Here is a 21,910-nt window from a genome sequence, read left to right as displayed (position 1 = left end):
AACTTCACCCTTGTAGACCGTCCTGCCCACCCCCATATTGGGGCGACTGACGCGTGAAGGAATCCAAATTGAGCGAACTTCTCAACCGCCGCCTGGCTCTGCTTGGCGAGCGCGCTAACCTCTCTCTGCTCAAGCAGTGCCTGCACGGTATCGAACGTGAATGCCTGCGCGTGACCAGTGAAGGTCGCCTGGCGCAAACGCCGCACCCCGAAGCCCTGGGTTCCGCGCTGACCAACGAACAGATCACCACCGACTACTCCGAGTCGCTGCTGGAATTCATCACGCCTGCCCTGCCGGATCCTGCCGACACGCTGGCGAGCCTGGACAAGATTCATCGTTTTGCCTACAGCAAACTCGGCAACGAGTACCTGTGGAGTCCATCGATGCCGTGCCCGTTGCCGGCCGAGGAAGACATCCCGATTGCCTATTACGGCACCTCCAACATCGGTCAGCTCAAGTACGTCTACCGCAAGGGCCTGGCCCTGCGTTACGGCAAGACCATGCAATGCATTGCCGGGATTCACTACAACTTTTCCCTGCCGGAACAACTCTGGCCATTGCTGCGCGAGGCCGAAGGTTTCGTCGGCACCGATCGCGATTTCCAGTCGGTGTCCTACATCGCGCTGATCCGCAACTTCCGTCGCTACAGCTGGCTGCTGATGTACCTGTTCGGTGCCTCGCCGGCGCTGGACGCCGGCTTCCTGCGCGGGCGTTCGCATCAGCTCGAGCAGCTCGACCCGGACACGCTGTATCTGCCGTACGCGACCAGCCTGCGCATGAGCGATCTCGGTTATCAGAGCAACGCCCAGGCCGGCCTGACACCGTGTTACAACGACCTGGCGAGCTATACCGACAGCCTGCGCGAAGCCGTGGCCACGCCGTATGCGCCGTATGTTGAAGTCGGTACGCACAAGGATGGTGAGTGGGTGCAGCTCAACACCAACATCCTGCAGATCGAAAACGAGTACTACTCCAACATCCGCCCGAAACGCGTGACCTACACCGGCGAGCGGCCGATCCAGGCGCTGATGGCGCGCGGCATTCAGTACGTCGAAGTGCGCTGCCTGGACATCAACCCGTTCCTGCCAATGGGCATCGACATCACCGAGTCGCGCTTCATCGACGCCTTCCTGCTGTACTGCGCGCTGAACGACAGCCCGCTGCTGACCAACACTTCGTGCGGCAACGCCACTTCGAACTTCCTTAGCGTGGTCAAGGAAGGTCGCCGTCCGGGCCTGCAATTGCAGCGTGACGGTCAGCCGGTCGAGATGAAGCAGTGGGCGGCCGAGCTGCTTGAGCAGATTGCTCCGCTGGCGGCGATGCTTGATCAGAGCGTTGGCGGTGATGCCCACAGCAAGGCGCTGGATGCGCAACTGGCCAAGGTCAACGACCCGTCGTTGACGCCATCGGCGCAGGTGTTAGCCGCCATGGCCGAGCACAAGGAAAGCTTTGCGCAGTTCTCCCTGCGTCAGAGCCAGGCCCATGCCGAGTTCTTCCGCAGCGAGCCGTTGGCAGCTGACGAGCAAGCGAAGTTTGAAGAACTGGCGCGCGCGTCGCTGGCGCAGCAGACCGAGCTTGAGCAGAACGAAGTCGGCGATTTCGACGTGTTTGTTGGTGCGTATCAGGCGAGTATCCTCGCCATCAGCAATTAAAGCCGCCCCGGCCATGATCGTTCCCACGCTCTGCGTGGGAATGCAGCCTGTGACGCTCCGCGTCGCTTCGGACGCAGAGCGTCCCTTGAGGCGTTACCACGCAGAGCGTGGGAACGATCAGTCAAAAGCTCACATCCTCTCCTGCCTTAGATTTTTCCGCTCATAAGCTCATTCGAAAAAGTTATTTATTTTTGAATTCTTAGATCATTTAGTCTCCGTTCACGCCGACATTCGGTCGCCTGATCTGGAGCTCTCAATTGAAACTGAATTTCCCGCTTCGCCTGCTCGCCGCCGCCTCGCTGGCCGCTGCAAGCTTCCTGGCCCAGGCGGCCGATCTCACCGTTGCCTACCAGACTACCGTCGACCCGGCCAAAGTCGCTCAGGCCGATGGTGCCTACGAGAAAGCCACCAAGGCCGACATCAGCTGGCGCAAGTTCGATAACGGCGCCGACATCATCGCCGCCATCGCTTCCGGCGATGTGCAGATCGGCTACCTCGGTTCGAGCCCGCTGACCGCCGCGATCACGCGCAAAGTGCCAGTGGAAACCTTCCTGATTGCCACGCAGATCGGCGCCGCTGAGGCACTGGTCGCGCGCGACGGCTCCGGCATCAAGACTCCGCAGGATCTGATCGGCAAGAAAATCGCCGTGCCGTTCGTGTCCACCGGGCACTACAGCCTGCTCGCCGCGCTCAAGCACTGGAACATCGACCCGTCGAAAGTCACTGTGCTCAACCTCGCGCCGCCAGCGATCATCGCGGCGTGGAAGCGCGGCGACATCGACGCCACTTACGTGTGGGATCCGGCACTGGGCGTCGCCAAGGAAAACGGCAAAGTGCTGATCACCTCCGGCGAGTTGGCCAAGTTCGGCGCACCAACCTTCGATGCGTGGATCGTGCGCAAGGACTTCGCCGCCAAGCACCCGGAAATCGTCACCGCATTCGCCAAGGTCACCCTCGATGCCTACGCCGATTACCGCAAGGATCCGCAGGCCTGGCTGGCCAACCAGAGCAACGTCGACAAACTGGTCAAACTCTCCGGCGCCAAGGCCAGCGACATTCCATTGCTGCTGCAGGGCAACGTCTACCCATTGGCGGCGGATCAGGTGAGCGACCTCGGCGCGCCGACCACCAAAGCCATCACCGACACCGCCGCGTTCCTCAAGGAGCAAGGCAAGGTCGAAGCCGTGCTGCCGGACTACGCGCCGTACGTCAGCGCCAAATACATCACCAACTGATCGGGAGATAACAGCGATGGCCTTGCTACAGCTGGAGCGCATCAGCGCACAGTACCCGGGCAGCCCGCAGCCGGTGCTGGCGGATATTTCTCTGACCCTGGGGCCGCAGCAACTGCTGGTTGCCCTCGGCCCGTCCGGCAGTGGCAAGACTTCGCTGTTGAACCTGATTGCCGGTTTCGTCGAACCGAGCGCCGGACGCATCACCCTCGACAGCGTGCCGGTCAAAGGTCCGAGCGCCGAACGTGGCGTGGTGTTCCAGGATGACGCGTTATTGCCTTGGCAGGATGTATTGGCCAACGTCGCCTTCGGCCTCGAACTGGCCGGTGTCGCCAAGGACAAACGCGAACAGCGCGCCCGGGAAATGCTCGCGCTGGTCGATCTCGCCGGTTTCGAAGACCGGCGCATCTGGCAATTGTCCGGTGGCCAGAAACAACGCGTCGGCCTCGCCCGCGCCCTTGCCGCCGACCCGCGCGTGTTGCTGATGGACGAGCCGTTCGGTGCGCTTGATGCATTCACTCGCGAGCAGATGCAGGAACTGTTGCTGCAAGTCTGGCAGCGCACTGCCAAACCGGTTTTTCTGATTACCCACGACATTGAAGAAGCGGTGTTCCTCGCCACGGACCTGATTCTGTTGGCACCGAATCCGGGGCAGATCGTTGAGCGGCTGCAATTGGATTTCGGTCATCGTTACGCCGCTGGCGAGTCGGCCCGTGCGATCAAATCCGATCCGCGTTTTATCGAAACCCGCGAGCACGTGCTGAGCAAAGTCTTCTCGCAACGCAGCGCCGTACCCCGGCAGGAGCGCGCATGAGCAGTTACGACGTTTCCGCTGCGGCGGTGAAAACACCTTCGGTGAGCATCCCGGTGCGCCGCAGCCTCAGCACTCGCTGGATCAGCCTGCTGACCCTGTTCGGCCTCTTGGCGATCTGGTGGGCGGTGACCGCGACCGGCCTGATCGAACCGTTGTTCTTGCCACCGCCTTCTGCCGTGCTGCAAAAGGGTTGGCTGCTGGCGACCTCGGGATACATGGATTCGACGCTGTGGCAGCACCTGGGCGCCAGCCTCAGCCGCATTGGTCTGGGCCTCGCTTTTGCGATTCTGACCGCCGTGCCGGTGGGCATTGCCATCGGCGCCAATCGCATCGCCCGTGGTGTGCTCGATCCGCTGATCGAGTTCTACCGCCCGATCCCGCCGCTGGCGTATCTGCCGCTGATCGTGATCTGGTGCGGGATCGGCGAGTTGTCGAAAGTGCTGTTGATCTATCTGGCGATTTTCGCGCCGATTGCCATCGCCACTGCAACGGGTGTGCGCACCGTTGATCCGGCAAAACTGCGCGCGGCGCAGTCGTTGGGTGCGACGCGCGTGCAGTTGATTCGTCATGTGATTTTGCCGAGCGCTCTGCCGGACATTCTCACCGGCGTGCGCATTGGTCTGGGCGTCGGCTGGTCGACGCTCGTCGCCGCTGAACTGATCGCGGCCACCAGCGGCCTGGGCTTCATGGTGCAGTCGGCGGCGCAATTTCTGGTCACCGACGTGGTGGTGCTGGGGATTCTGGTCATCGCCCTGATCGCCTTCGCCATGGAAATGGGCCTGCGCGCGTTGCAGCGCAGACTGGTGCCATGGCACGGCCAGGCGCACTAAATCGCTTTGTGAAAATTCCCCTGCTCGCGAAAGCGTCAGATCAGTCACTGCACTGTCGTCTGACACTCTGCATTCGCGAGCAGGCTCGCTCCCACAAAAGCATGACACTCCGAATTCGAAGAGAACGACCATGAGCACCCTCAACATCACCCCGTTAAGCTCGGCCCTCGGTGCGCAGATCAGCGGCGTCGACATCAGCCAGCCGCTGAGCCTGGAGCACCGCGACGCCATCGAGCAGGCGTTGCTCAAATACCAGGTGCTGTTCTTTCGCAACCAGCCGATCGAGCCGGCACAGCAGGCACGCTTCGCGCATTATTTCGGCGACCTGCACATTCATCCGATCTACCCGAACGTGCCGGAACAACCGGAAGTGCTGATCCTCGACACCGCCGTCACCGACGTGCGCGACAACGCAATCTGGCACACCGACGTGACCTTCCTGCCGACGCCGGCAATGGGCGCGGTGCTCAGCGCCAAGTTGCTACCGGAGTTCGGTGGCGACACGCTGTGGGCCAGCGGGATTGCTGCGTATGAAGCGTTGTCGGCGCCGATGAAAAGCCTGCTCGAAGGCCTCACCGCCACCCACGATTTCACTCGTTCGTTTCCGCTCGAGCGCTACGGCAACACGCCTGAAGCGCTGGCGCAGTGGGAAGAGGCACGACGCAAGAATCCACCGCTGTCGCACCCGGTGATTCGCACCCATCCGGTCAGCGGACGGCGCTCGCTGTTCGTCAGTGAAGGGTTCACCTCGAAAATCAACGAGCTCTCGGAAACCGAGAGCGAGGCGATCCTGAAGTTTCTGTTCGCCCACGCGACCCGGCCGGAATTCACTATCCGCTGGCGCTGGCAGAAAGACGACATCGCCTTCTGGGATAACCGCGTGACCCAGCATTACGCGGTGGACGATTACCGCCCGGCGCGGCGGGTGATGCAGCGGGCGACAGTGTTGGGGGATGTGCCGTTCTTCAAGTGATAGCTGATGATCGTTCCCTCGCTCTGCGTGGGAATGCATCAACGGACGCTCCGCGTTCGGCTTTAGATGGGACGCGGAGCGTCCCGGGCGGCATTCCCACGCAGAGCGTGGGAACGATCCTCTCAGCGGCTTATTCGGCTGTCGAAGGCTTCTCCCAAAGATTGATCCCGCCCTCCTGGGCAAACCGGTCGATCTCCGCCAGCTCTTCAGCGCTGAAATCCAGATTCTTCAACGCCCCCACGTTCTCGATGATCTGCTCCGGCCGGCTCGCGCCGATCAACGCCGAGGTCACTCGTGGATCACGCAGCGTCCACGCCAGTGCCAGTTGCGCCAGACTCTGGCCGCGACGCTGGGCGATCTCGTTCAACGCTCGCACGTGAGCAATGTTTTCTTCGGACAAGTGCGAAGCCTGCAACGAACCGCCGCCCGGGCGATTGACTCGCGCATCCGCCGGCACGCCGTTGAGGTACTTGTCGGTAAGCAGACCTTGCGCCAGCGGAGTGAAAGCGATCACGCCCGTGCCGAGCTCATCGGTGGTATCGAGCAAATCCTTTTCCACCCAGCGATTGAGCAGGTTGTACGCCGGTTGATGGATCAACAGCGGCACCTTCCACTCTTTCAGCAGCGCGGCCATTTCGCGGGTTTTCACTCCGGAATAGGACGAGATGCCGATGTACAGCGCCTTGCCCTGCTGCACAGCGGTGGCGAGGGCGCTGGCGGTTTCTTCCAGCGGGGTGTCCGGGTCGAAGCGGTGCGAATAGAAGATATCCACATAGTCGAGGCCGAGGCGTTGCAGGCTCTGGTCGAGGCTGGCCAGCACGTATTTACGCGAACCGCCGCCCTGGCCGTAAGGGCCGGGCCACATGTCCCAACCGGCCTTGCTGGAGATGATCAGCTCGTCGCGATATTGCTTGAAGTCCTCGCGCAGCAGGCGACCGAAATTGATCTCGGCGCTGCCGTAGGGCGGGCCGTAGTTATTGGCCAGATCGAAATGGTTGATGCCCAGATCGAACGCCGTGCGCAGCAAGGCGCGCTGGGTGTCGATCGGTGTGCTGTCACCAAAGTTGTGCCACAGGCCCAGCGACAATGCCGGCAGCACCAGACCGCTGCGACCGACGCGGCGGTAGGGAATGGAGTCATAGCGGTTTTCGGCAGCGGTGTAAGTCATCGAATCCTCTCTTGTCTGTCTTTTAGTCATCAGAAACCGGACACCTTTGTGGCGAGGGGATTTATCCCCGATGGGTGGCAAAGCCGCCCCAAAACCTGAAACCTAGGTGAATCAGGTGTACCGAGTGCGCTGGTTTTACGACTGCTTCGCAGCCGAACGGGGATGAATCCCCTCACCACAAAGGCCCCATCAATCATGCGAAGCGGTTTACAGGTCGGGCGAGCCCCAGGTTCTGCCGCAACGTGCGGCCTTCATATTCAGTTCTGAACAAGCCACGCCGTTGCAGTTCCGGTACCACGCCACTGGCGAAATCTTCCAGCCCGCCCGGCAGGTGCGGCACCAGCACGTTAAAGCCATCCGCTGCGCCTTGCTCGAACCATTCCTGCAGGCGATCGGCAATCTGCGCCGGCGTCCCGACCAGGCTGTAATGCCCACGTCCGCCAGCGATCCTGCGCCCGAGTTCGGCGAGGGTCAGATTCTCCCGCCCCGCCAGCTCAGTCAGCAGTTTCTGTCGGCTCCGCTGGCCGCTGTCAGTTAGCGGCAACTCTGGCAGAGGGCCGTCCAGCGGGTACTTCGATAAATCGAAGTTGCCCAGCATACGCCCAAGCAGCGCGACGCCCACCTCCGGTTCGACCAATTGCTGAAACGTTTCACATTTTTCCTGCGCTTCAGCCTCGCTGGCACCGACCACGACAAACACACCGGGCATGATTTTCAGCGAATCGGTGCTGCGCCCGAACCTGGCCAAGCGTCCCTTGATATCAGCATAAAACGCCTGTGCGGCGGCCAACGAAGTCTGCGCGGTGAACACCACTTCAGCGGTTTGTGCGGCCAACTCCCGCCCCGCCTCGGAAGATCCGGCCTGAACAATCACCGGTTGTCCCTGCGGCGAGCGCGCGACATTCAGCGGGCCTTTGACCCGGAAATGTTCACCGACATGGTCGAGCACGTGCAGCTTATGCGGGTGGTAATAGGCGCCGCTGGCCTTGTCGCGGTGGAAGGCATCGTCCTCCCAACTGTCCCAGAGCCCGGTAACCACCTGATGAAATTCGCGGGCACGGCTGTAGCGTTCGGCATGGCCGATGTGTGCATCGCGGCCAAAATTCAGCGCCTCGGCGGCGTTGTCCGAAGTCACCAGATTCCATCCGGCACGTCCGCCCGACAAATGATCGAGCGAAGCAAACTTGCGCGCCACGTGGTACGGCTCGTTGTAACTGGTGGTGGCTGTGGCAATCAGGCCGATGTGCTCGGTCAATGCACTCAGTGCCGAGAGCAAGGTCAGCGGCTCGAAGTGATCGGAGCGCGCCATGCGGCTGGCGATGTCATCGGTCGGTGCGGCGACGCTGTCGGCGACAAACAGCGCATCGAACTTTGCCGCTTCGGCGATCTGTGCCAGACGTTTGTAATGGGCGAAATCCAGCCCCGCATTCGCCGGCACATCCGGATGACGCCACGCCGCTACGTGATGCCCGGTGGCCATGAGAAACGCACCGAGTTTCATCTGCTTGCTCATCTCAGAAATCCTTGCGCAGTTGCACGCCGAAGTAGCGTTCGTCATCCCGTGGCACGGCGCGATAGATGTAGCTGCCGCCGCTGGCCAGCAATGGCGAATAGGACTTGTCGGCGAGGTTCTTGCCGAGCAGCGCGACGCGCCAGCCATTGCTGTAATCGGCCAGGGCGACGCTGGCGTTCCACAGCCCATAGGCGCCCTGTTTGGTATCGGGGTTCTGGCTGATGTCGTACTGCACTTCGCTTTGCCAGCTGTAGTCGGTGCCCAGTTCGATATCGAGACCGTTGTCCAGCGGGATGGTGTAGTCGGCACGCACGTAGCTTTTCCAGTCCGGGCTGAATGGCAGAGGTTTGCCGTTGACGTTGCACGACGCCGCCGCGCCGGCCGGGCAAGCGAACTCGTCGATGCGTGCGCGGGTATAGGCCAGTGCGCCGGAGAACTTCAGTTGCTGGGTGGCTTGCAGGGCGTAGTCGAGTTCGACGCCTTCACTGGTGACGCTGCCGGCGTTGATCAACCGCGTCACCACTTGCCCGGCGACGGTGTCGAAAAAGTTCGCCTGATAGTTGTCGTACTCGCTGTGGAAGATCGCCAGGTTGGTGGTCAGGCGATTGTTCCAGGAAGTGGCTTTGATCCCCGCCTCCCAGGTGTTGGACGTCTCCGGTTTCAGCGCTTCGGTATCGCGCGGTTGCATGTTGAAGAACACGTTGTAGGCCGGGCCTTTGTAACCGCGCGAATAGGTCAGGTAAGTGGTGACGGTATCGCTCAGGTCGTACTGCAAACCGAGGCGGCCGGACCAGCCATCTTCGTCCACCGAGCCTGAGCTGCTGGTCGCCGGTTGAATGCCGCTGACCGTGGTCGCCGACGTGGAAACGCGGCGGTGATCGTATTCCAGATCGTCGTGGGTATAGCGCAGGCCGGCGATGCCGCGAAAGTCCGAAGTGAAGTTCAGCGTGCTCTCGCCAAACACCGCGTAGCTGTCATTGGTGGTGCTGTAATCGGCGACACCACGGTCAGTGCGAGCGGTCGTGGTGAGGGTGCGCTGATAGGTCTCGTCGTCCTTGCCATGCATGTAGAACAGGCCGCCGACGTACTCAAGAAACTCGCCTTTCGGCGAGGCCAGACGCAGCTCTTGCGAGTATTGGTCGAAAGCCAGATCGCCCTTGTCCACCGTGCCGGGAAACGCGGCGGTCACGGTGCCAAGGCGATCGCCATCCTGATACTGGGTGTTGTCCCAGCCGCGCCATGCGGTGATCGACGTCAGGGTGTAATCGCCCAATTGCCAGTCGAGCTGGCCGGACAGGCCTTTGTTGACGTCCTCGATGTGAGAGCGGGTGTCGGTGTTGATGTCGCGATTGTGGCTGGTCGCATTCACCGGACGCAGCGCGTTGGCGAAGGCCGGCGTCAGCGCTTGGCTGACGACGCCATTGGGCGCGTCGTCGTGAGACTGCATGTAGTCGGCAATCAGGGTGAAGGTGACGTCGTCGTTCGGGGTGAATTCGAGTTTGCCGCGCACGCCGCGATGGTTGTAACCGTTGACCTCGTGGCCGTTGCGCTGGTTGTCGACATCGCCGTCGTAACTGCCGAACAGCGTGCTGATCGAGCCCTTCAGCGTGTCCGGAATCAGGCTGCCGCCGAGACCGAAACGGGTGCGGCTTTCGTTGCCGCTGTAGTACGACTGATCGATGTAGCCGTGGGTCTCGGCGGACGCTGCTCTGCTGGTGATGTTGAGTACACCGGCCGAGGCGTTCTTGCCGAACAGTGTGCCTTGCGGGCCACGCAGCACTTCGACGCGTTCGAGATCGAGCAGATCCAGCGTGGCCTGACCGGGCCGCGCGTACACCACGCCGTCGATCACTGTCGCCACGGTCGGCTCGACGCCCGGCGAGGTGGAAATGGTGCCGACCCCGCGCACAAACAACGAGGTGTCCTTGTTCGAGGCGCCAGTGCGGAAATTCAGCGAAGGCACTTGCTGAACGATGCTCGCCACGCCGTTACGGTTGTCGCGTTCCAGCTGTTCGCCGTCGAGCACCGAAACCGTCACCGGCACTTTCTGCAGCGATTCTTCACGCCGGGTCGCGGTCACCGTGACCGACTTCAGCGTCGGCTCCTGATCGCTGTTGTCAGCGGCAAACGCCGTGGGCAGCGGCAGCGCCGCCAGCCCGGTAAAAATCCATCCCGCCGCGCGAATCGACTGCGTCAGTGTGTGTGGTGCCCCAGGAAAATCACGCATAGGTATCCGCTCGAAAATGGCCCTGAACCACTGTCGTTCTGCGACGACAGTGCCTGAATCTGTCTTGGGCATTCGCTCGAGCGAGTAGCAGACAACGCGCTTTGTTAGCGCTAACATCGTCAGTATTGGCAACCCCGGCGTAGAGCGTCCAATACTCAAAAATTACTTTTATATTCGATTTGGTTTTTTAGAGGGATTGACTGTTGAACGACGAAAAACCGCGCAAACGCCGGGGCGCCGGCCGTGTGACGTTGAATGCCGTAGCGCGCGCAGCCGGGGTATCGGCGATTACCGTGTCGCGATATTTCAATCAGCCCGAGCAGGTTTCACCCGAGCGCCGCGAGCGTATTGCGGCGGTGGTCGCCGAGTTGGGTTACGTGCCAAATCTGGTCGCCGGCGGCCTGGCCTCGGCGCGGGGAAAAATCGTCGGCATGGTCATCCCCAACATCTCGGGGCCGATCTTCGCCAACACGATCCAGGGCTTCAGCGACACCCTCAGTCGTCACGGTTATCAACTGTTGCTGGCGTCGAGTTATTTCGATATCGAGCAGGAAGAAAATGCCGTGCGCGCGTTTCTCGGCTGGTCGCCGGCAGCGTTGGTGCTGACCAGCCACTTTCACAGCGCAGGCACCGAGAAAATGCTCGCCGAGGCGGATATTCCAGTGATCGAAACCTGGGATTACCAGCCGGAACGCGGGCCGATGCAGATCGGCTTTTCGCATTTCGAGGTGGGCGTGACAGCGGCAAGGCATCTGTTGGAGAAAGGCTATCAATGCATTGCCTTCGTACAGAACAGCGCGCCGGGGGACTTCAGCGCACTGGAACGCCGCGACGGTTATGCCGCCACTTTGCGCGCCGCTGGCCACGAGCCATGGGTCTTCACCCCGGATGCCGACCGCGCACCGTTCGAAGCTGGCAAACAAGCGATGGACGCCCTGATGATCGCCTCACCCCGCCCGGACGCAATCATCTTCGCCAACGACAACCTCGCCGCCGGCGGCCTCCTTGCCGGGCAACGCGCCGGTTTGAAAATCTCCGAAGACTGCGCCGTTCTGGGCTTCGGGGATTACCCGTTCGCCGAGATGCTTTTGCCAAGCCTCAGTACGATCAAACCACCGGCACTGGAGATCGGCGTACTGGCCGCAACACGGGTGCTGGAAAGCCTCGGGGTATTGCCGAGCGACGAAGTACAGCGGCTGAATCTGCTGCAATGCCGGGTTATGGAGCGGGAAAGCACCTGATGAATATGGCGGGGGCTGGATTGGCTATGCTCTAGGTCATACCGAGGTGGCCCCTTCGCGGGCAAGCCCGCTCCCACAGGGTTTTGCGTCGTTCACAAATTTTGTGTCCAAACCCGAAACCTGTGGGAGCGGGCTTGCCCGCGATGGCGACCGATCAGGAACCGCACATCCCGCAGGCACCACAATGCACACCGCCATCATCATTTTCTTCGGTCTGGTCCTGCTCGCGCTGATGCTCTACATCGGTGAGCGCATCGGCTTCAGCCGCCAGACCATGGCCTTCGGCTTCGCCGCCCTGTGGCTGGCGTTGACGGTGATTAATGGCGCGGTGGGGGTGGTGCATGCCGGCCAGTCCGTAGGGTCAGAAATAGCGATTGGCAGTGCGGTATTCGGCGTGCCGATGGCGGCAATGGTGTTGTTCATGGTGCTGAGCGCCGAGGCGTAAAAACGTCTCGGCGCTCGACCGTTGGATCAACGCACCAGATGCAGGAACTGCATGTGCCGTTCGTACTGGTCGAGGATGTCGTTGATGATCTGCTCTTTGGTGTAGCCGACCAGATCGTAGTCCTGACTGCCCTCGCTCAAGTGCACTTCGGCGCGGTAGTAGCGACGATTGTTGAGTTGCTTGGAACCCATGCCGCCGCGCGCGAACGATGGCGTGAAGTAGCCGCGCATCTGTACCTGATAGATGAACGGATGCTGCTCGCCATGGCCGATTTCCAGGCTGACGTTGTCATGCGCCGGATCCGGCTGAGTGACCACGTGCAGGCCTTTTTCGACGAACACGGCGGTCACTTCCTCGATCGCCGGACGCACCGTGCTTTCCATGAAGCGGTACACCTCGTCGCGGGACGGGAAGTGCACGGCCTGACTCAGGCGCTGGCGCCAGCCGCCGGTGCCACGCCGCGAACCGGAGACCGGCGCCAGCGAATGCAGCTGCGCGATCTGCTTCTGCGATTCCAGATAGAACGCCTTGTGCAGGCCCCACATCATCAGCAGCAGAATCAACGAGAACGGCAACGACGTCAGCACCACCGCCGACTTCAGCGCATCAATGCTGCCGGAGAACAGCAGCGCACTGGTGATAAGCGCGGTCATTGCGCCCCAGAACACCCGCAGCCATTTCGGCCCGTCTTCATCCGGGTTGCCGCCCTTGGCCGACAGGGTCGAGAGCACCACGGTGCCGGAATCCGCAGACGTCACGAAGAACACGAAGCTGATGAACACCGTCACGGCAATGACGGTCTTGCTCCACGGATAGGTTTCCAGCAGCAGATAAATGCTCATCGACGGATTATCGATGGCCGACATACCCAGCGCGCTCATGCCGTGGTTGAGCACCTGATCCAAGGCGCTATTGCCGAAGATCGACATCCACGCCAGGGTGAAACCGAGCGGAATCAAGAGCACGCCGAAGACGAATTCACGGATGGTGCGGCCACGGGAGATCCGCGCGATGAACAGGCCCACGAACGGCGACCAGGCGATCCACCAGGCCCAGTAGAACACGGTCCAGCCACCGAGCCAGTCGCTCGGTTTATCGTAGGCGTAAAGATCAAAGCTCTTCATCGGCAACGCGCCGAGGTAGTCGCCGACGTTCTGGATCAGGGTGTTGAGCAGGTGCTGCGTCGGCCCGGCAAACAACACGAATAGCAGCAGCCCGCAGGCCAGCAGCATGTTGATGTCCGACATCACCCGCACGCCTTTATCGACACCGGAGACCGCAACGATGATCGCCGCGCCCATCATCAGCGTAATCAGGCCGACCTGAATCCACTGGGTATGGGCGATGCCGAACAGATAATCCAGGCCCGAATTGAGGTGCAGCACACCGAAGCCCATGTCCGCACCGAGGCCGAACACCGTAGCGATGATGCCGAAGCCGTCGACTGCGTAGCCGATCGGGCCGTTGATGCGTTTGCCGATCAGCGGATACAACGCCGAACGCAGGGCCAGCGGCAGATTGTGCCGATAAGCGAAATAGGCCAGCGCCATGCCGACAAAGGCGAACACGCCCCAGCCATGCAGGCCCCAGTGCAGAAACAGAATTTGCATCGCCTGGCGTGCCGCATCGGCAGTGCCGGCCTCGCCTTGTGGCGGCTGCAGCATGTGCGTCAGCGGTTCGGAGACACAGAAGAAGAACAGCGTGATGCTGATCCCGGCGGCGAACAGCATGCCGGCCCAGGACAGGTAACTGAATTCGGGTTCGTCGTGGTCGGCACCGAGTTTTATCTTGCCGTAGCCGGATAAGGCGGTGACCACCACGAAGACCAGATACAGGGTCATCGCGAGCATGTAATACCAGCCGACCGTATTGGCCGCCCAGTTTTGCGCTTCCAGCAACCAGGCGCCGGCCTGCTCGGGGATGGCGATGACGACCAGACCAAACAGCAGAATGACCGTCGCGGCGAAGTAGAACACCGGCGGATTCATGCGTACCAGACCGCTGGCGGGGGTGGACGATGCACTCATGAAACGTGCACCTCGAAGGGTTGAAACGTGGCTGAAATGATCGGACTCAGCAAAGGCAAGCCTCCTGTTGTGAGCGGGCAGCGAACCACCGGTTTAACTTGAATGAACGTTCAAGTTAAACATGAATGGGGTGGTAAGGACTAATCGCAGGGCTGGGCGGTAGGTTTCCTACAGCGCCCAAAGAGGGGTATGACGCGGGTTTGGAGAGATTCGTTCACTGATGAATTGGCTTAAGGCCACTACCTTGATCCGGCCTGGAAATCTTTCGCGAGCAGGCTCGCTCCCACATTTGCAACGCATTCCAATTGTGAGCGAGCCTGCTCGCGAAGAGGCCCGATACAACAACACAGATTCAAGACCTACTTCTGCGTCCCATCATCATGCTGCAGATTCGCCTGGGTCAGATTCGCCCCCGCCGGCACACTGCGCGTCAGCCACACGTTGCCGCCAATGGTCGAACCCTTGCCGATGGTGATCCGTCCGAGAATCGTCGCCCCGGCGTAAATCACTACGTCATCCTCAACGATCGGGTGACGCGGATGGCCCTTCTGCAACTGGCCGTCTTCATCCGCCGGGAAGCGCTTGGCCCCCAGGGTCACCGCCTGATAAATCCGTACCCGCTCACCAATGATCGCGGTTTCGCCAATCACTACACCGGTGCCGTGATCGATAAAGAAACTGCGACCGATCTGCGCGCCCGGGTGGATATCGATGCCCGTCGCCGAATGCGCGATCTCCGCGCTGATCCGCGCCAGCAGCGGCAGCCCGGCACGGTATAAATGGTGCGCCAGGCGATGGTGAATCACCGCGAGAATGCCCGGATAGCACAGCAGCACTTCATCAACGCTGCGTGCCGCCGGGTCGCCGTGATACGCCGCCAGCACATCGGTGTCGAGCAGCGTGCGCAGACCCGGCAACGCGAGAGCGAAATCCTGCACGATCTGGATGGCCCGCGCCTCGACTTCACTGTCGTCCTGCGCGCTGTGGCGGGCAACGTAACGCAGCTCCAGGCGCGTCTGCGCCAGCAACGCATTCAACGCAACATCAAGCGTATGGCCGACGTAGAAATCTTCACTTTCTTCACGCAGATCCACAGGCCCCAGACGCATAGGGAACAGCGCGCCACACAGCGCTTCAAGGATTTCCGCCATTGCCGCTCGCGATGGCAATTCGCGCCCACCCTGCTCGCCGGATGCCCGGCCGTTCTGCGCACGCCACTGATCCCGCGCACTGCGCAGCTGGCTGACGATGGTCTGCAATTGCCAATGGCTGGAACGCTCGCTCACGGTAAAGACTCCTTACGGGCGGCCGGACTGTCTGGCCGCGTCAACGGCGCCTACTTTACGGCATGCCTCTACCGACGAATTAAGAACCGATAGTGCTGGCGTCAGTCCATTTGGCTATAAGCGATTGGCGGTTGCCCGGGCAAATGCGCCTGCCTATAGTCCATTCATTCTTCTGCGCCAGTACGGACTCATGATCAAACAACAGCTGCAACGCTTTCCCCGTCTCGAACTGCTGAGCCACCCCACGCCGCTGGAAAAACTCGAACGCTTGTCCGCTTGGCTCGGTCGCGAGGTGTATATCAAGCGCGATGACCTGACGCCGCTGGCAATGGGCGGCAACAAGCTGCGCAAACTCGAATACCTCGCCGCCGACGCGCTCGCGCAAGGCGCTGACACGCTGATCACGGCCGGTGCGTTGCAATCGAACCATGTGCGCCAGACCGCCGCGCTGGCCGCGAAACTCGGCCTGGGCTGTGTGGCGCTGCTGGAAAATCCGCTCGGCACCGACGACAGCAACTACACCGGCAACGGCAACCGCTTGTTGCTGGACCTGTTCGACACCAAGGTCGAACTGGTCGACAACCTCGATAATGCTGACGAACAACTGGCCGCCCTCGCCGCGCGCCTGCGCAGCAACGGCAAGAAGCCGTATCTGGTGCCGATTGGCGGCTCCAACGCGCTCGGTGCTCTGGGTTATGTGCGCGCCGGACTGGAACTGGCTGAGCAGATCAAGGACAGCGGCCTCGATTTCGCCGCTGTGGTGCTGGCTTCAGGCAGTGCCGGTACTCACAGTGGTCTGGGGCTGGCGCTGAGTGAGGCGTTGCCGCAACTGCCGGTGATCGGCGTGACCGTTTCACGCAGTGAAGAAGACCAGCAGCCGAAGGTCCAGGGTTTGGCCGAACGCACGGCAGAGCTGCTGGGCGTCGAGTTGCCGGCCAGCTTCAAGGTCGAGCTGTGGGACGAATATTTCGGCCCGCGTTATGGCGAGCCGAATGCCGGCACGCTGGCGGCGGTGAAACTGTTGGGGGCTCAGGAAGGTCTGTTGCTTGACCCGGTCTACACCGGCAAGGCCATGGCCGGTCTGCTCGACGGAATCGGCCGGCAGCGCTTCGATGATGGTCCGATAATCTTTCTGCACACCGGTGGCACGCCGGCGTTGTTTGCCTACAAGGATTTTCTGACAAGATGATCACTGCAGATTGCAGATATCTGTGGCGAGGGGATTTATCCCCGTTGGGTCGCGGAGCGGCCCCTTGCTTTCGCAAGTGAGTACAACGTCGCAGGACTTTGCAACTGTTGTGCAGCCGAACGGGGATAAATCCCCTCGCCACAACTGAACGGGCACATATTCCAAAAAACTATAAAAGAAACACAATCTAGTATTTTCAAGTCTAAAACAGACATCTTATAGTCTCGCCGCAGGCGAATTTCGGGCGAGACGCTTAAGCTGCTTTAAGGCAGGATAGCGCTGTCGACCAAATCACCCATTTGCCTACATTCCTTAAGCGTCTTCCATAAGAAAACACAGGGGCTTGTCATGAATTTTTCCGCACTACGTCGCACTCTGCTGGTCGGTTCGCTGGGTCTTGCGCTGAGCGCCGGCCTGATTGGCCAGGCAGTGGCCGGTGAGCAGTTGCAACAGATCAAGGACAAAGGCGTTCTCAACGTCGGCCTGGAAGGCACTTATCCTCCGTTCAGCTTCGTCGACGAGAATGGCAAGCTGTCCGGTTTCGAAGTCGAGCTGTCCGAAGCGCTGGCGCAAAAACTCGGCGTCAAGGCCAAGATTCAGCCAACCAAATGGGACGGCATCCTCGCTGCCCTGGAATCCAAACGTCTGGATCTGGTGGTCAATCAAGTGACCATCTCTGACGAGCGCAAGAAGAAGTATGACTTCTCTGAACCGTACACCGTCTCCGGCATTCAGGCCCTCGTGCTGAAGAGCAAAGAGTCGGCGTTGAACATCAAGACTGCTGCTGACCTGTCGGGCAAGAAGGTCGGTGTCGGCCTGGGTACCAACTACGAGCAGTGGGTCCGCGCCAACGTGCCGGGTGCCGACGTGCGCACCTACGATGATGATCCGACCAAGTTCGCCGACCTCAACAACGGTCGTACCGATGCCATCCTGATCGACCGCCTGGCTGCGCTCGAATATGCCAAGAAAGCCCCGAAAACCGTGGCTGCCGGTGAGGCTTTCTCCCGTCAGGAATCCGGTATCGCCCTGCGCAAAGGCGAGCCTGAACTGCTCGCTGCCGTGAACAAGGCGCTCGACGAACTGCGTGCCGACGGCACTCTTGAGAAACTGTCGAAGAAATACTTCAACGCAGACGTCACTAAATAATGGAAGAGGCTTTCCAACTCGCGCTGGATTCCGCGCCCTTTCTGTTGAAGGGCGCGTACTACACGGTAGTCCTCAGCCTTGGCGGGATGTTCTTCGGTCTGCTGCTGGGCTTCGGCCTCGCGCTGATGCGTCTGTCGCGCTTCAAATCAGTCAGTTGGCTGGCACGCATCTATGTGTCGTTCTTTCGCGGCACGCCGTTGCTGGTGCAGCTGTTCGTGATCTATTACGGCTTGCCGCAACTGGGCATGGAGCTTGATCCGCTGCCGGCAGCGCTGATCGGTTTCTCGTTGAACATGGCCGCCTACGCCTGTGAAATCCTCCGCGCTGCAATCGGTTCGATCGAACGTGGTCAGTGGGAAGCCGCTGCGAGTATCGGCATGACCCGCGCGCAGACCCTGCGCCGGGCCATCCTGCCGCAGGCGATGCGCACGGCTTTGCCGCCGCTGGGCAACAGCTTCATTTCGCTGGTCAAGGACACGGCGCTGGCCGCGACCATTCAGGTGCCGGAGCTGTTCCGTCAGGCGCAGCTGATTACCGCCCGGACTTTCGAAGTCTTCACCATGTATCTTGCCGCCGCACTGATCTACTGGATTCTGGCCACGGTGCTTTCGCACTTGCAGAACAAGTTGGAAGAGCGAGTCAATCGGCACGACCAGGAGTCCTGACGCGATGATTGTCGTGGAAAAACTGACCAAGCAATTCAAGGGTCAGGTCGTGCTCAACGGCATCGACCTTGAGGTAAAGGAAGGCGAAGTCGTCGCGATCATCGGCCCCAGCGGCTCGGGAAAAACGACGTTCCTGCGCTGCCTGAATTTCCTCGAAGAACCCACCAGCGGCCGGATCAAGGTCGGCGATATCGAAATCGATACCCGCCGCCCGCTGAACCAGCAGCAGAGCCTGGTGCGCAATCTGCGCCAGCACGTCGGCTTCGTGTTCCAGAACTTCAACCTGTTCCCCCATCGCACCGCCTTGGAAAACGTCATCGAAGGTCCGATCGTGGTCAAGAAGATGCCGCGCGACCAAGCGATTGCCCTGGGCAAAAAGCTGCTGACCAAAGTGGGGCTTGCCGGCAAGGAGGACGCTTATCCGCGTCGTCTCTCCGGTGGTCAGCAACAGCGCGTGGCGATCGCCCGGGCGCTGGCGATGGAGCCGGAAGTGATTCTGTTCGACGAACCGACCTCCGCCCTCGACCCGGAACTGGTCGGTGAAGTGCTGGCGACCATTCGCGGTCTTGCCGAAGAAAATCGCACCATGGTGATTGTCACCCATGAAATGGGTTTTGCCCGTGACGTGGCCAATCGCGTGGTGTTTTTCGACAAGGGCGTAATTGTTGAACAGGGTGAAGCCAAGGCATTGTTTGCCAACCCGAAAGAAGAACGCACCCAACAGTTTCTCAGCAAGTTTCTGAATCACGCCTGAGAACTTCCTTTGCAAGACCTCTCAACTTCCACGGATGGAAGTTACCTCTCTCCCGTCATTTCAATTTTTCTACTTTGTTACTTGCGGGCGCAAATATACATTGCGCAACGGTAACTCACATCCTCGATGTCGTCATATTTCCATACGTTTGCCCGCGAACAAACCCGCACCAAACGCTGGGGAATAGGCGTTTATCTGTAGCTGGTTTCGCGCCCAAGCCTAGGCATAGTGCTTCGATGATGTAGGAGCTTTCTGATTAACTTGTAATTCACGGATTAACTAAGCCCCGCTATTGACACCCCTCTCCGCAGACTTTTATCTAGTCGGCAACCGGCGCCCCTTAGTTCAAAAAACCCGCACTAAAACCGAACAAACAGTTGTCGCTTTTATTGCCAGTTGATTCGCGCCTTTTGTTTTCCAGAAACGGATTTCGCTGCAAGACTTCAAGGAGAGAAACCGATGACCCGCACTTCGCACACCCCCGAACTTGCAGCGCCAACACTGGCATGCGCACAGAAGACCGGCATCAACCTGACAACAGCAGCTCACCTGTTGATCGATGTGCCGCCCTACCCTGGCATGGATGATGGTGATCTGATCGAACTGTTCTGGAACAAATGCTATGTCGCCTCAAAAGTCCTCGGCACGGCCGATGTCGGTAAGTCAGTCAGCCTGCGGGTGCCGGAAAGTTTCGTTGCCAACGGTACCGCGCGCATTCACTACCGCGTGATGCAGGTCGGCCAGGGTCCGGCGTTATCGCCAGCCACCCGTGTGCAGGTCAAACTCGATTGCCCCGGAGGCCAGCCAACTGCGCAGTGCGAAGACGAAAATCAGCAACTGGCGCCGGTGGTCATCCCTGACACGATTCGCCGTCAGGGAGTAAATCCCAACCAGATCAAACGCGGCGTGCCGCTGACCATCGAGCCGTACCTGAACATGGCCGAGGACGATGCCATCACCCTGCGCTGGGGCGACGTGCGCATGGATCTGGCGCCTGTTACAGCAGCGGATGTCGGACTGCCGATTCAGGTCTGGGTACCACCGGCAGTCATCGTCGAAGCGGGCGAGGATCTGCGGCTGGACGTGACGTATTGCATCCTCGACCGGGTCGGCAACAACTCGCGCTGGGCGCCGCCGCGCACGTTGAAAATCGGTTGCGTGAATCCGTATGTGAAAGTCCCCTTGAAGCCCGAATTCAAGGCCGCTGAATCGCGCACCAAGTGAGACCTGCTCAGGATGGGAGGTCAGTGACCTCTCACCTGAAACTCACTAACCAATGCTGACATCCCCCTTCTATACATATTCCTAAAAGTTAGTTTATTTAATTTTTATACACGCTTAGGGTATATGCACCGGACCACCGGACATTCTTTCAATCGTCGCACTTCGCGGCGTTTTTCATGAGATGTGAGGTAGGTATGGTCCGGAACACAATCACCCCAGTGCAGATCGCCAGGGCATTGCGTGCAGCCAGGGAGCGGCACTGATGTCCAGTCTGGCAGATGCGAATCTGCAGTCCGATCAGGACATCGCCCCGCTGTTGTTGCCCGCGCAAGTGTTGCGCAACGATGCTCAAGCCATCAAGGCCGCCCATGAGCTGGCGCAAGTCGCCCGCGTGCAGGCGGCCAAACGCGACCGCCAACGCAAACTGCCATGGTCGGAAATCGAACAGTTCACCCGCAGCGGCCTCGGCAGCATTGCGATCCCACGTGAGTACGGCGGCCCGCAGGTTTCCTTCGTCACGCTGGCCGAAGTCTTCGCGATCATTTCCGCCGCCGACCCGGCGCTCGGGCAGATTCCGCAGAACCAGTTCGGCATCATCAATCTGGTGCTCGGCAGCGCCACCGAAGCGCAGAAAAAGCAATTGTTCCAGAGTGTTCTGGAAGGCTGGCGCATCGGTAATGCCGGCCCGGAACGCGGCACAAAAAATACTCTGCAACTGAAAGCGCGAATCACCGCCGACGGCGATGACTACGTGATCAACGGCCAGAAGTTCTACTCCACCGGCGCGCTGTTTGCGCATTGGGTCGCGGTGAAAGCGCTGAACGATGACGGCAGGCAAGTACTGGCCTTCGTCCGTCGCGGCACGCCTGGTTTGCGCATCGTCGATGACTGGTCGGGCTTCGGCCAGCGCACCACTGCCAGCGGCACGATCCTGCTGAACAACGTACGCGTCGAGTCGAGCCTGGTTATCGACAACTGGAAGATCAACGACAAGCCGAACACCCAAGGTGCAGTGTCGCAGCTGATTCAAGCGGCGATCGACGCCGGCATCGCACGCGGTGCTATCGACGACGCCATCGATTTCGTCAAAACCCGCGCGCGGCCATGGATCGACGCCAAGGTCGAGCGCGCCAGCGATGATCTCTACGTGATCGCCGATATCGGCAAACTGAAAATCGAACTGCACGCCGCCGAAGCGCTGTTGCGCAGGGCAGGACAAGTGCTCGATCAGGTCCACGCCGCACCGCTGACTGCCGAAGCCGCCGCCCGCGCTTCGATTGCCGTGGCTGAGGCGAAAGTGCTGACCACCGAGATTTCGCTGCTGGCCAGCGAAAAGCTCTTCGAACTGGCCGGCAGTCGCGCGACCCTCGCCGAATTCAATCTCGACCGTCACTGGCGCAACGCCCGCGTGCACACCCTGCACGACCCGGTGCGCTGGAAGTATCACGCGGTCGGCGCCTATCGCCTCAACGGCACTTTACCGGCTCGCCATTCCTGGATCTGAGACGACCAGACATCTGG

At 60.5% G+C, this 21,910-nt stretch carries 18 protein-coding genes; 13 read left to right on the top strand and 5 right to left on the bottom strand.

Annotated elements, in window-relative coordinates; genetic code table 11:
• Positions 1-68 precede the first annotated feature (68 nt).
• The 5 genes from gshA to tauD all read left to right on the top strand — a co-directional run bounded on the left by gshA (position 69) and on the right by tauD (position 5,501).
• Positions 69-1,652 (top strand): glutamate--cysteine ligase, encoded by a 1,584-nt coding sequence (gene gshA, locus ACZZZ4_RS10175; protein ID WP_039756427.1) that lies wholly within the window; start codon positions 69-71, stop codon positions 1,650-1,652.
• Positions 1,653-1,909: 257 nt separating this feature from the next.
• Positions 1,910-2,887 (top strand): taurine ABC transporter substrate-binding protein, encoded by a 978-nt coding sequence (tauA, locus tag ACZZZ4_RS10170; protein WP_039756425.1) that lies wholly within the window; start codon positions 1,910-1,912, stop codon positions 2,885-2,887.
• Between the two features lie 16 nt (positions 2,888-2,903).
• Entirely contained in the window at positions 2,904-3,698 is a 795-nt protein-coding gene (gene tauB, locus ACZZZ4_RS10165) for a taurine ABC transporter ATP-binding subunit (protein WP_463547750.1), read from the top strand.
• Positions 3,695-4,528, top strand: a complete 834-nt coding sequence (tauC, locus tag ACZZZ4_RS10160; RefSeq protein ID WP_039756422.1) for a taurine ABC transporter permease TauC — start codon at positions 3,695-3,697, stop codon at positions 4,526-4,528. The genes tauB and tauC overlap by 4 nt, the downstream gene beginning before the upstream one ends.
• A 130-nt stretch (positions 4,529-4,658) precedes the next feature.
• The gene (gene tauD, locus ACZZZ4_RS10155; protein ID WP_039756420.1) at positions 4,659-5,501 is read left to right on the top strand and encodes a taurine dioxygenase; all 843 of its coding nucleotides are present in this window, start codon (positions 4,659-4,661) and stop codon (positions 5,499-5,501) included.
• 130 nt (positions 5,502-5,631) lie between these two features.
• Here the strand turns inward: tauD and mgrA are convergent, their stop codons facing one another.
• From mgrA to ACZZZ4_RS10140, 3 genes are all read right to left on the bottom strand, one after another.
• Positions 5,632-6,669, bottom strand: a complete 1,038-nt coding sequence (gene mgrA / locus ACZZZ4_RS10150) for an L-glyceraldehyde 3-phosphate reductase (RefSeq protein WP_039756418.1) — start codon at positions 6,667-6,669, stop codon at positions 5,632-5,634.
• Positions 6,670-6,862: 193 nt separating this feature from the next.
• A complete protein-coding gene (locus ACZZZ4_RS10145) occupies positions 6,863-8,182 on the bottom strand; it encodes an LLM class flavin-dependent oxidoreductase (RefSeq protein WP_463547749.1) in 1,320 nt (439 codons plus the stop codon).
• A 1-nt stretch (position 8,183) separates the two neighbouring features.
• On the bottom strand, positions 8,184-10,409 hold the full coding sequence (locus ACZZZ4_RS10140; protein WP_463547748.1) for a TonB-dependent receptor: 2,226 nt from the start codon (positions 10,407-10,409) through the stop codon (positions 8,184-8,186).
• Positions 10,410-10,612: 203 nt separating this feature from the next.
• On the opposite strand from ACZZZ4_RS10140, the gene ACZZZ4_RS10135 reads away from it, so the two are divergent.
• Positions 10,613-11,650: a LacI family DNA-binding transcriptional regulator gene (locus ACZZZ4_RS10135; RefSeq protein WP_463547747.1), complete on the top strand. Its 1,038-nt coding sequence runs from the start codon at positions 10,613-10,615 to the stop codon at positions 11,648-11,650.
• A 184-nt stretch (positions 11,651-11,834) separates the two neighbouring features.
• Positions 11,835-12,095: a hypothetical protein gene (locus ACZZZ4_RS10130; protein WP_463547746.1), complete on the top strand. Its 261-nt coding sequence runs from the start codon at positions 11,835-11,837 to the stop codon at positions 12,093-12,095.
• Positions 12,096-12,121: 26 nt separating this feature from the next.
• Here the strand turns inward: ACZZZ4_RS10130 and betT are convergent, their stop codons facing one another.
• Both betT and epsC read right to left on the bottom strand, forming a co-directional pair.
• Complete coding sequence (gene betT, locus ACZZZ4_RS10125; protein ID WP_160768576.1) at positions 12,122-14,083, bottom strand: choline transporter BetT; 1,962 nt, start codon at positions 14,081-14,083, stop codon at positions 12,122-12,124.
• 398 nt (positions 14,084-14,481) lie between these two features.
• The gene (gene epsC / locus ACZZZ4_RS10120) at positions 14,482-15,408 is read right to left on the bottom strand and encodes a serine O-acetyltransferase EpsC (protein ID WP_039756411.1); all 927 of its coding nucleotides are present in this window, start codon (positions 15,406-15,408) and stop codon (positions 14,482-14,484) included.
• 190 nt (positions 15,409-15,598) lie between these two features.
• On the opposite strand from epsC, the gene ACZZZ4_RS10115 reads away from it, so the two are divergent.
• The 6 genes from ACZZZ4_RS10115 (at position 15,599) to ACZZZ4_RS10090 (ending at position 21,893) form a co-directional block, all read left to right on the top strand.
• The gene (locus tag ACZZZ4_RS10115; protein ID WP_463547745.1) at positions 15,599-16,597 is read left to right on the top strand and encodes a D-cysteine desulfhydrase; all 999 of its coding nucleotides are present in this window, start codon (positions 15,599-15,601) and stop codon (positions 16,595-16,597) included.
• A gap of 348 nt (positions 16,598-16,945) precedes the next feature.
• Complete coding sequence (gene tcyJ, locus ACZZZ4_RS10110; protein WP_122508407.1) at positions 16,946-17,746, top strand: cystine ABC transporter substrate-binding protein; 801 nt, start codon at positions 16,946-16,948, stop codon at positions 17,744-17,746.
• Positions 17,746-18,411 carry a cystine ABC transporter permease gene (gene tcyL / locus ACZZZ4_RS10105; RefSeq protein ID WP_016772200.1) on the top strand — a complete coding sequence of 222 codons (666 nt, stop codon included), beginning with the start codon at positions 17,746-17,748 and terminating at the stop codon, positions 18,409-18,411. The genes tcyJ and tcyL overlap by 1 nt, the downstream gene beginning before the upstream one ends.
• 4 nt (positions 18,412-18,415) lie before the next feature.
• Complete coding sequence (tcyN, locus tag ACZZZ4_RS10100; RefSeq protein ID WP_039756407.1) at positions 18,416-19,165, top strand: L-cystine ABC transporter ATP-binding protein TcyN; 750 nt, start codon at positions 18,416-18,418, stop codon at positions 19,163-19,165.
• A gap of 459 nt (positions 19,166-19,624) precedes the next feature.
• Entirely contained in the window at positions 19,625-20,389 is a 765-nt protein-coding gene (locus ACZZZ4_RS10095) for a hypothetical protein (protein WP_463547744.1), read from the top strand.
• A gap of 262 nt (positions 20,390-20,651) precedes the next feature.
• Positions 20,652-21,893 (top strand): SfnB family sulfur acquisition oxidoreductase, encoded by a 1,242-nt coding sequence (locus ACZZZ4_RS10090; protein ID WP_463547743.1) that lies wholly within the window; start codon positions 20,652-20,654, stop codon positions 21,891-21,893.
• The last annotated feature ends 17 nt before the right edge of the window (positions 21,894-21,910 follow it).

The sequence above is a fragment of the Pseudomonas sp. AC252 genome, from assembly GCF_979258105.1.
Note: the sequence above shows the minus strand (reverse complement) of the source record. Positions and strands in the feature narration are given on the sequence as shown.

Excerpts from the sequence above, each read along its gene's own strand:
- tauB (WP_463547750.1), top strand. The coding sequence starts at position 2,904 with ATGGCCTTGCTACAGCTGGAGCGCATCAGCGCACAGTACCCGGGCAGC.
- tauC (WP_039756422.1), top strand. The coding sequence starts at position 3,695 with ATGAGCAGTTACGACGTTTCCGCTGCGGCGGTGAAAACACCTTCGGTG.
- tauD (WP_039756420.1), top strand. The coding sequence starts at position 4,659 with ATGAGCACCCTCAACATCACCCCGTTAAGCTCGGCCCTCGGTGCGCAG.
- mgrA (WP_039756418.1), bottom strand. The coding sequence starts at position 6,669 with ATGACTTACACCGCTGCCGAAAACCGCTATGACTCCATTCCCTACCGC.
- ACZZZ4_RS10145 (WP_463547749.1), bottom strand. The coding sequence starts at position 8,182 with ATGAGCAAGCAGATGAAACTCGGTGCGTTTCTCATGGCCACCGGGCAT.
- ACZZZ4_RS10140 (WP_463547748.1), bottom strand. The coding sequence starts at position 10,409 with ATGCGTGATTTTCCTGGGGCACCACACACACTGACGCAGTCGATTCGC.
- ACZZZ4_RS10130 (WP_463547746.1), top strand. The coding sequence starts at position 11,835 with ATGCACACCGCCATCATCATTTTCTTCGGTCTGGTCCTGCTCGCGCTG.
- betT (WP_160768576.1), bottom strand. The coding sequence starts at position 14,083 with ATGAATCCGCCGGTGTTCTACTTCGCCGCGACGGTCATTCTGCTGTTT.
- ACZZZ4_RS10115 (WP_463547745.1), top strand. The coding sequence starts at position 15,599 with ATGATCAAACAACAGCTGCAACGCTTTCCCCGTCTCGAACTGCTGAGC.
- tcyJ (WP_122508407.1), top strand. The coding sequence starts at position 16,946 with ATGAATTTTTCCGCACTACGTCGCACTCTGCTGGTCGGTTCGCTGGGT.
- tcyL (WP_016772200.1), top strand. The coding sequence starts at position 17,746 with ATGGAAGAGGCTTTCCAACTCGCGCTGGATTCCGCGCCCTTTCTGTTG.
- tcyN (WP_039756407.1), top strand. The coding sequence starts at position 18,416 with ATGATTGTCGTGGAAAAACTGACCAAGCAATTCAAGGGTCAGGTCGTG.
- ACZZZ4_RS10095 (WP_463547744.1), top strand. The coding sequence starts at position 19,625 with ATGACCCGCACTTCGCACACCCCCGAACTTGCAGCGCCAACACTGGCA.
- ACZZZ4_RS10090 (WP_463547743.1), top strand. The coding sequence starts at position 20,652 with ATGTCCAGTCTGGCAGATGCGAATCTGCAGTCCGATCAGGACATCGCC.